8 protein-coding genes and 2 tRNA genes are annotated in these 8,039 nt (G+C 54.2%); 7 read left to right on the top strand and 3 right to left on the bottom strand.

Annotation, left to right across the window (positions count from 1 at the left end; all coding sequences use genetic code 11):
* Positions 1-82: 82 nt before the first annotated feature.
* Positions 83-156: transfer RNA gene (locus ACQY36_RS05500), tRNA-Ile, on the bottom strand.
* A gap of 106 nt (positions 157-262) precedes the next feature.
* Between ACQY36_RS05500 and ACQY36_RS05495 the strand changes: the two genes are divergently transcribed.
* Together ACQY36_RS05495 and ACQY36_RS05490 are read left to right on the top strand one after the other, a co-directional pair.
* Positions 263-336: transfer RNA gene (locus ACQY36_RS05495), tRNA-Gln, on the top strand.
* A gap of 147 nt (positions 337-483) precedes the next feature.
* A complete protein-coding gene (locus tag ACQY36_RS05490; RefSeq protein ID WP_428078218.1) occupies positions 484-1,413 on the top strand; it encodes a hypothetical protein in 930 nt (309 codons plus the stop codon).
* Positions 1,414-1,547: 134 nt separating this feature from the next.
* Here ACQY36_RS05490 and ACQY36_RS05485 read toward each other — a convergent pair whose 3' ends face one another.
* On the bottom strand, positions 1,548-2,159 hold the full coding sequence (locus tag ACQY36_RS05485; protein ID WP_428078216.1) for an ankyrin repeat domain-containing protein: 612 nt from the start codon (positions 2,157-2,159) through the stop codon (positions 1,548-1,550).
* 129 nt (positions 2,160-2,288) lie between these two features.
* On the opposite strand from ACQY36_RS05485, the gene lysS reads away from it, so the two are divergent.
* On the top strand, positions 2,289-3,824 hold the full coding sequence (gene lysS, locus ACQY36_RS05480; protein ID WP_428071923.1) for a lysine--tRNA ligase: 1,536 nt from the start codon (positions 2,289-2,291) through the stop codon (positions 3,822-3,824).
* Positions 3,825-3,881: 57 nt separating this feature from the next.
* Here lysS and ACQY36_RS05475 read toward each other — a convergent pair whose 3' ends face one another.
* Positions 3,882-4,370 carry a type IV pilin protein gene (locus ACQY36_RS05475; RefSeq protein ID WP_428078214.1) on the bottom strand — a complete coding sequence of 163 codons (489 nt, stop codon included), beginning with the start codon at positions 4,368-4,370 and terminating at the stop codon, positions 3,882-3,884.
* A gap of 231 nt (positions 4,371-4,601) precedes the next feature.
* Here ACQY36_RS05475 and ACQY36_RS05470 point away from each other — a divergent pair, with 231 nt between their 5' ends.
* Genes ACQY36_RS05470 through ACQY36_RS05455 form a run of 4 tightly spaced genes read left to right on the top strand, consistent with a single transcriptional unit; the run spans position 4,602 to position 8,023 of the window.
* On the top strand, positions 4,602-5,819 hold the full coding sequence (locus ACQY36_RS05470) for an ABC transporter permease (protein ID WP_428078212.1): 1,218 nt from the start codon (positions 4,602-4,604) through the stop codon (positions 5,817-5,819).
* A gap of 1 nt (position 5,820) precedes the next feature.
* Positions 5,821-6,486: an ABC transporter ATP-binding protein gene (locus ACQY36_RS05465; RefSeq protein ID WP_428078210.1), complete on the top strand. Its 666-nt coding sequence runs from the start codon at positions 5,821-5,823 to the stop codon at positions 6,484-6,486.
* Positions 6,483-7,409 carry a tetratricopeptide repeat protein gene (locus ACQY36_RS05460; protein ID WP_428078208.1) on the top strand — a complete coding sequence of 309 codons (927 nt, stop codon included), beginning with the start codon at positions 6,483-6,485 and terminating at the stop codon, positions 7,407-7,409. The genes ACQY36_RS05465 and ACQY36_RS05460 overlap by 4 nt, the downstream gene beginning before the upstream one ends.
* A complete protein-coding gene (locus ACQY36_RS05455; RefSeq protein WP_428078206.1) occupies positions 7,409-8,023 on the top strand; it encodes a tetratricopeptide repeat protein in 615 nt (204 codons plus the stop codon). The genes ACQY36_RS05460 and ACQY36_RS05455 overlap by 1 nt, the downstream gene beginning before the upstream one ends.
* Positions 8,024-8,039 lie beyond the last annotated feature (16 nt).

Raw genomic sequence — 8,039 nt, 5'->3', positions numbered from 1 at the left:
TAACCTTTACTGAACCCCCAGCCTAGCTGGGGGTTTTCAACAGATACAAAAACCCGCGCACCGAGCGCGGGTTTACAGATACTGCGCCCACCAGGACTTGAACCTGGAACCCACCGATTATGAGTCGGTTGCTCTAACCGATTGAGCTATAGGCGCTAAAGATTATTCTATTATAACAAATTCGCAAGCCCGCAGGGAAAAGAGAACGAAAAAAGAAAATTTTTTCTTTTTTCAAAAAAATGTGCTAAAATATTTATGTTAATCCGGGATGGTGTAATGGTAACACGGATGCCTCTGGAGCATTAATTCTAGGTTCGAGTCCTAGTCCCGGAACCAGCTTTCCGACCGCCTTTACAGGCGGTTTTTTTATGGATATAAACCGCGCCGGCCTCTAAAGTAAAAGGCGGCCCGTATTCCCCAGGCCCACGCGGGCTGGGCCCTAAGACCTATGGCATTTTCCTTCTTTTCTGTTATGATATGAATATGAAAACATTTAAACGGTTCTTCGGGCTTGCCGTCGTTTTTACACTGGCGTACACGCCGCTCCACGCGCAGTGGAAACCCGTTGTGGAAGAGGTCGTCAAAAGCACTTCCGGCCAAGCCGTCGTCCGTTTAACGACTGCGGCTCCCAAAGCCGCCGCACGGGTTCCTTCAGCCGCCTCCGCCGCGGCGGGCAGCCTGGCCCGGCAAACCGCCTTTGTTTCTCAACCGCACGCCGGTTCCGCTCTTCCGGCGGCCCCCAAAACCATGAGCGACCGGACCAAACGCAATTATTATGCGGTTATGACCAAACTGGCCGGGATGAGCCAGCGCAAAGCGCTTGAAAAACTCTATAAACGCGGCGCAAAACCAACGTATTATCCGATGCCGAAACTCAGCGAAGAAAGCTTCGCCGTCGCCCGGCTGGAAGCGGCGCATCCGTCCGGCCCGGACCATCTGCCCGCCTATCCTTTCACCAGTCCCCGCGCGCTGTACCGGGGGATTAACGTATCTTCGTCCGATTTGCAAAACATTCTGACCAACGGCCTGCGCTCGCGCGACTCCGGCGAACACCACAGCGATTTTCAGGTATTTAATTATCCCAGCAAAGAACTGATGGAAATGTTCCGCGAGAGCTGCCCGGAAAACACCAAATCCATTTGTCTCATTTCCGACCCCGAACGCGCCAGCCGCTACGCCCTGCGCGATGTGGGCGGCACGGACCGCGTGCCCGTGGTCATTCAAGTCAATCCCGCTATCGCCACCACCGCCAACCCGGTGGGCGCGGGCGTGATTGCGGCGGCAGACATACCCGTACCGCAAATCCGCCGCGTCAGCGCGCTTTTGGAAATTGAAGGCGTCCCCCAATGGGGCGATATCAGCCTAACCCCGCAAAACGGTTTTATTTTCCGGCCTTATCTGCCGCTTGAATGATACCGCTTTGTTTAAAACCTCCCCGCCGGGAGGTTTTTACGGCCCCCGCGCACGATGTATCGGACAGAACGCCGTTTATCCATTAAAAAGCCTTCCCGTCTTGGGAAGGCTTTTTGCATTGTATTAAATGGATGTCAGCGCATCGGACGCAGAATGGAAAGCACCAGCATGGCCTGGCGGTAATCGGTTTTTTCCTGCTCGCTGAGTTTTTGGTTGGCGGCCAGGGCTTCGGCGGCGGTCAGGCCGTCGGGGCCTGCGGCGTCCGGGTCCGCCTTGGCGCGCAGGAGCGATTTAATCACGGGCGCGGTATTATACTGCGCGGCCAGCAAAAGCGCGGTGTTTCCCGCCGCGTCGGCCGCGTTTACATGCGCGCCGTTTTTGGTAAACTCTTCCAGCACTTCCACATTCGGATTATACTGGGCGGCGGTCATCAAACAGGTCTGCCCCATATTGTCGGCTATATGCAAATTGGCGCCCGCCGTCAGCAAATCCCGGATGACCTGCGGGTCCTGCGCGTGGCGGGCGGCATAAAACAAAGCGGTCTGGCCGGATTTGTCGCGCACGTTGACGTCGTTGCTCTTTTCAATAAGCTTGGCGGTATCTTTCAGCTCGGCGTTGCTCTCAATGGAGCGCATCAGCCGCGTCGCTCCGCGCGCGTCCGTTTCTTTCCCGTGATACCGGAAATACAGGCCGCCCGTCAACAGCGCCGCCACCAGCAAAAAAACCAAAATCGTACTTTTTTTCATAACCGCAGGATTCCCCCGTGCTTTATTGTATCAATTATTCCGCCGCAAGTACCATTCCCGCCGGTTCCGCTCTCACCCCGGCCCCAATTTGCTAAAATATAATTAATACCATATACGAGGTTTTAACAGATGTCAACCACCGAAAATACGCAACAGCCCCGCAATAACGCGCTGGATGAAATCATCGCCCAGCGTTACGCCGAAGTGGACGAAATCCGCCGACAAGGCGTTACGCCTTACCCCAACCGCTGTGAAAAACAAATTTCCTGCCGGGAAGCCAAAGAAATGGCCGAAGGAGCCGAAGCCGTTACCGCCGGCCGCCTGATGCAGCTGCGCCTGATGGGCAAAGCCGCTTTCGCGCACCTGCGCGATTTTTCGGGCCGCGTGCAGCTCTACATCGCCAAAGACAATTTGGGCGAAGACGCCTATGCTTTTTTCAAAAAACACATCGCCGTGGGGGATTTTGTATCCGTCAGCGGCCACATCTTCGTAACCAAAACGGGCGAAAAAACCATCAAAGCCACCCGCCTGACGCTTCTGTCCAAAGCCATCCGCCCCATGCCGGAAAAATACCACGGCCTGCAGGATACCGAGGTGCGCTTCCGCAAACGCCATTTGGACTTAATCGCCAACGAAGACGTGAAAGATATTTTTATTAAACGCGCCAAAATCATTTCCTCCATCCGCAGAACGCTGGACGAAAAAGGATTTCTGGAAGTGGAAACCCCCATTTTAAACCCGGATTCCGGCGGCGCCATCGCGCGGCCGTTTGAAACGTTCCACAACGCGTTAAAAATGCCGCTTTTTATGCGTATTGCGCTGGAACTGTACCACAAACGCTTAATCATCGGCGGGATGGATCGGATTTATGAAATCGGGCATATGTTCCGCAACGAAGGCATTGACACGACCCACAACCCCGAATTTACGATGATGGAACTCTATCAGGCGTACGGGGACGTGAATACCATGGCCGATTTGTTTGACGAAATTTTGGGCAACGCCGCCAAAGCCATCGGCGTGGAAAAAGTGCAGTTCCGCGGGTACGAAGTGGACCTGCGCCCGCCCTACAAACGCCTCTACATTCCCGAAGCGTGGAAAGAAAAATTCGGGCGCGACATCCACGAAGTGTTAGACGGCCGCAAATTTAACCGCGCCAAACTGGAAGAAGTGGCCAAAGAGCAGGGCGTAAAATTCGGCAAGGACGATTCGGACTCCGCCATCTTTGACGAACTGTTTGAAGGCAAACTGCTGGCGGAGTACCACAACCCCGTCATCGCGCTGGACTACCCGACGGCCGTGAGCCCCTTCTCCAAAACCAAACCCGGCGACCCGGAACTGGTGGAACGCTTTGAAGTGTTCGTCAACGGGCAGGAACTCGGCAACGCGTATACCGAGCTGAACGACCCGGCGGACCAGCTGGCGCGCCTGAAAGACCAGGCCGCCCAAAAAGCCGAAGCCAAAGGCGAGGACGCCGAAAACGCCGACATCCTGGACGCCGATTATATTGAAGCCATGGAAAGCGGCATGCCCCCCACGGGCGGCATGGGCATCGGCATTGACCGCATTATTATGATGCTGACCGGGCAGGATTCCATCCGCGAAATCATCCTGTTCCCGACGCTTAAAAAACTGGAAGAAAAAGAAGCTCCCGCGGCCAAATAACGCGGGCGCGCTTCCGGCTCTAGATATCAAACGGCCCCGGTAATCTCCGGGGCCGTTTTATAATTCATTATCTACATACGTCCAACCAGAACTCTCTAACATCCGGCACATATATCGTCCGATTTCTGTTAATTGTGTGACACAAGTTCGCTGCCAATCTGAATTTGCTTCTTTGTAAATTGTTAAATCGTATCTCATTGTTTCGCTTTGCCGTTCAATGGTAATAAATACAGAATCGCGTAAGCGAATATCTAAATATCCCCAATTTTTTGTATAAAAAGAGGCATAAGCATCATCCCATTCCCCACCTGTCAAATCTATAGAAGCAAAGTCTTTATAGTCAACATATGTTCGACGGGGCCACCCATTTTGCATGAGATATAAGTCAATTTGTTGTTCAATTACTTTAATAGTTCTCAACGCTTCAGTTATCCGGCTTTTTTCCACCGCTTTCTCATACTGCGGCAGGGCAACAGCCGACAATATACCTATAATTAAAACCACCACCAACAGCTCTATAAGCGTAAATCCGAGACTTTTTTGCACGGGATATATCCCCCTATTTATATAAGTTGATATTCCCAATTTATCAAAAAAAAAAAACGCGTCAAGGCCCCTTCCAGGGGGTGGCTTTCTATGCGGGTACATCCGACTAGTGGAGCCACACTGTTTAAACAATGTTGCCAAGCACCGTAAAGTCTGCACGGCCGGCAAGGCCCCGCCAAACACACGTCTTTTAAGACAAGTTTCCCTATATAAAGTAAAATATAACTACCTATGAAATTTGAACGATTTATTGCCGTGCGCTACCTCACCCGCCGCCAGGGACTGTTTGCGTTTATCACCACGCTTATCGGTGTGGCGGGCGTAAGCGTGGGCGTGGCCGCGCTGATTACCACCTTATCCGTTATGAACGGCTTTCAAACCGATATTAAAGACAGAGTCATCGGCGCGCAAAGCCATATTTTAATTTTTGGCCGGATGAACGAAGCCACCTACAAGAAAAATATAGAAGCCGTTGAACGGCTCCCGCTGGTGGAAGCCGCCGCGCCGCATATTTACGGCCAGGGCATCATCACCTACGCGGGGCAGAGTTTAGGGCTTATCGTACGCGGGCTGGACCCGGAACAGGAGCGAAAAATCAACACGCTGGCCGATTCGGTGATTGAAGGCTCTTTCACGCCGGACTGGGAACAGGACGCGCCGCCGCCTTTAGTGCTGGGCAGCGAGCTGGCCGCCAATATGGGGGCGGACGTCGGGGACGATGTGGTGCTTATTTCCCCGCAGTCCATTTCCACCTCGGCCGGGATGTTCCCCAAAATGAAAAAATTCCGCATCAGCGGCCTTTTGCGCACCGGATATTATGAGTTTGACAACACAATCGCCTACACCACCCTCAGCCACGCAAGCGATTTTTTGGGCCTCAAACAAGGCACCACGGGTATCGCCGTAAAACTGCATAACATCAACAACGCCGAAAAAGCCGCCGAACAAATCCGCGACGTTATCGGCCGCGGCTACTCGGTCCGCACGTTTGCACAGCTTAACAGCACGCTCTACGCGGCGTTAAAACTGGAAAAAACGATGATGTTTATCATCCTGTTTTTAATTATCGGCGTGGCGTCGCTCAACATTGCGGGCAATTTGATTTTGCTCGGCACCGAAAAACTGCGCGACATCGGCATCATGCGCGCCATGGGCGCCAGCCCGCAGATGATACGCAAAGTGTTTATGTGGGAAGCCATGGTCATCGCCGCGTTGGGCATTGTGCTGGGGCTTTTGCTGGCATTCCTGCTGTGCTGGATTATCGCCACGTTTAACATCGTGGAACTCCCCGGCGATATTTACTATTTAACCAAGGTCCCCGTGCGCATACAGCTGGGGGATGTATTGGCCGTAGTGGGCGGAAGCTGCCTGATTTGCTTTGCGGCGGGGCTGTACCCCGCGGTGAAAGCTTCGCGCGTGCACCCCACGGACGCCATACGGTACGGATGATATGATTGAACTTGAACATTTAACCAAAATTTACGGCCAGGGCGAAGAAAACCTGTGCGTGCTGGAAGACGTAACGCTTACCGTCAAACGCGGTAAATTCACCGTACTGCTGGGCCCCAGCGGCTCGGGCAAAAGCACGCTGCTTAATTTAATCGCCATGCTGGACAAACCCACCTCCGGCGTCATCCGCGTGGACGGGCAGAACATCACCGCGCTCAGAAGTGAGTCCGCGCGTTCGGCCCTGCGGCTTAAAAAAATGGGTTTCGTGTTTCAGTTTGACGGCCTGCTGCCGGAATTTTCGCTTCTGGAAAACGTGGATATGCCGGCCCTGATGCGCGGCAAGCCCAACCCCGCCAAAGCCCAGAAACTTTTGGAAAATTTAGGGCTGGGAAGCATCAGCCACAAACTGCCCGCGGATCTTTCGGGCGGCGAAAAACAGCGCGCCAGCATTGCGCGCGCGCTTCGCAACGAGCCCGCCCTTCTGCTGGCAGACGAACCCACCGGCAATTTAGACGCGGCGCGCAAACAGCAGGTATTTGAAGATTTCGCCCGGATGAGCCGGGAAAAGGGCCTCACCGTGCTGATGGTTACGCACGACGTACACGCCGCCGATTACGCGGACGGCGTATACACCCTTGAAAACAAAAAACTGGTTAAAACCAAATGAAAAAAATCCTCGCGTTTCTGCTTCTCCTCCCGGTCTTATGCTGCGGCCTGCAGGCTGGAACAGAGGAAGAGGCCGCGGCCGAAATGGAACGCCTCCAGCAGAAATACGAACGAAAGACGTTTAAACAGGTGCGGGCGGAAGTAAAGGCCGGATATACCGAATCAGCAGCGGACCTGGCGGATTTGTATTACCGGGGCTGCGGCACCAAGAAAAACTATAAGAAGGCGTATAAGTATTATAAAAAAGCCGCCGCACACGGAGACGACTACGCCGCCTACGCCCAGGCGTTTATGCTGATGCACGGCCAGGGCGTCAAACAAAACCGCCAGGCGGCTTTTAACAGGCTCTATATCCTGGCGGATGACGGTGTCGCGTTTGCGGCGTTTGAGCTTTCCCGCGCCTACCAAAACGGCAGCGGCTGTGAGAAAAACCCGCAGCAGGCGCGCCGCTGGCTGCGCTTCGCGGCGGACCGGCACGTGCCGCGCGCAATGCTGGAGCTGGGCACACAGCTACTGGACGAAAACCCGGAAGAAGGGTTCAAACTGATTAAAGAAGCCGCCGATTTGGAATCCCGCCGCGCCCAATACCTGGCCGCGCGCTGTTACCAAGACGGAACGGGCACGTATCAGCGGCCGCGCCTCGCATTTGAATATATGCTGCGCGCCGCCAAACAGAAGTACCGCCCGGCCCAGTGGCAGATTGCCCAATGGTACGCCCAGGGATACGGCACGGAGCAAAGCGATTACCAGGCCTTCCGCTGGACCCGGCTGGCCGCCATAAACGGCCTGACGCAAGCCAAGCAAAGACTGTCGGAAATTTACGAAAAAGGAATCGGCGTTCCCGCCAGCCGCCGGCTGGCTAAAGAGTGGGCCCAAAAAGCCTTGGAGCCCGAAACACCGCCGGCCGAACAGGAGCTTTATTAATGGAAATTATTGAAACACGCACCGGGTTTGCCATCATTTTTGTGCTGGCTATTGCGCTTTTTTTCCTGCGCAAGTATATGCACAACCCGTTCAAACAGACGCTTCTTAAAGCCTCGCAGGGGGACCCGCAGGCCCAATACGAAATGGGCCGCCTGTATTACCGAGGCAAGCACGTACAGCAGGATTACGTACAGGCATTTAACTGGTTTGACACCGCCGCCAAAAACGGCCATGTGCGCGCCATGACCGCGCTGGCCGGCCTGTATAACGCCGGGCACGGGTGCGAGCAAAGCCCCGCCAAAACATTCCGCTGGTATCAGGCCGCCGCCGAACAGGGGGATTTTGAAGCCCGCGTGAATTTGGCCGTATGCTACGTAAACGGCATAGGCGTGGAGAAAAACGAAGCCAAAGGTTTTGAAGTGATGAAAGCCGCCGCCGACGACAAAAGCCCCATCGCCCAAACCCTCACCGCCGATATGTACGAACGCGGCGTAGGCGTGGAGAAAAACGACAAGCAGGCCCTGCAGTATTATTTTCTGGCTTCCAAACAAGGCGAGCCGATGGCCAAGCGCAAAATTAAAGAACTGCAGCAGGCGGTGATGAAACGCCGGTAAGATTTGTTGTGTACAG

It is taken from the genome of Candidatus Avelusimicrobium alvi (assembly GCF_958451995.1).
In the GTDB taxonomy this organism is placed as follows: Bacteria; Elusimicrobiota; Elusimicrobia; order Elusimicrobiales; family Elusimicrobiaceae; genus Avelusimicrobium; species Avelusimicrobium alvi.
Note: the sequence above shows the minus strand (reverse complement) of the source record. Positions and strands in the feature narration are given on the sequence as shown.

Bases quoted from the DNA above. Each gene is read 5' to 3' on its own strand.
- ACQY36_RS05460 (WP_428078208.1), top strand. From the start codon at position 6,483: ATGAAAAAAATCCTCGCGTTTCTGCTTCTCCTCCCGGTCTTATGCTGC.
- ACQY36_RS05490 (WP_428078218.1), top strand. From the start codon at position 484: ATGAAAACATTTAAACGGTTCTTCGGGCTTGCCGTCGTTTTTACACTG.
- lysS (WP_428071923.1), top strand. From the start codon at position 2,289: ATGTCAACCACCGAAAATACGCAACAGCCCCGCAATAACGCGCTGGAT.
- ACQY36_RS05465 (WP_428078210.1), top strand. From the start codon at position 5,821: ATGATTGAACTTGAACATTTAACCAAAATTTACGGCCAGGGCGAAGAA.
- ACQY36_RS05455 (WP_428078206.1), top strand. From the start codon at position 7,409: ATGGAAATTATTGAAACACGCACCGGGTTTGCCATCATTTTTGTGCTG.
- ACQY36_RS05485 (WP_428078216.1), bottom strand. From the start codon at position 2,159: ATGAAAAAAAGTACGATTTTGGTTTTTTTGCTGGTGGCGGCGCTGTTG.
- ACQY36_RS05470 (WP_428078212.1), top strand. From the start codon at position 4,602: ATGAAATTTGAACGATTTATTGCCGTGCGCTACCTCACCCGCCGCCAG.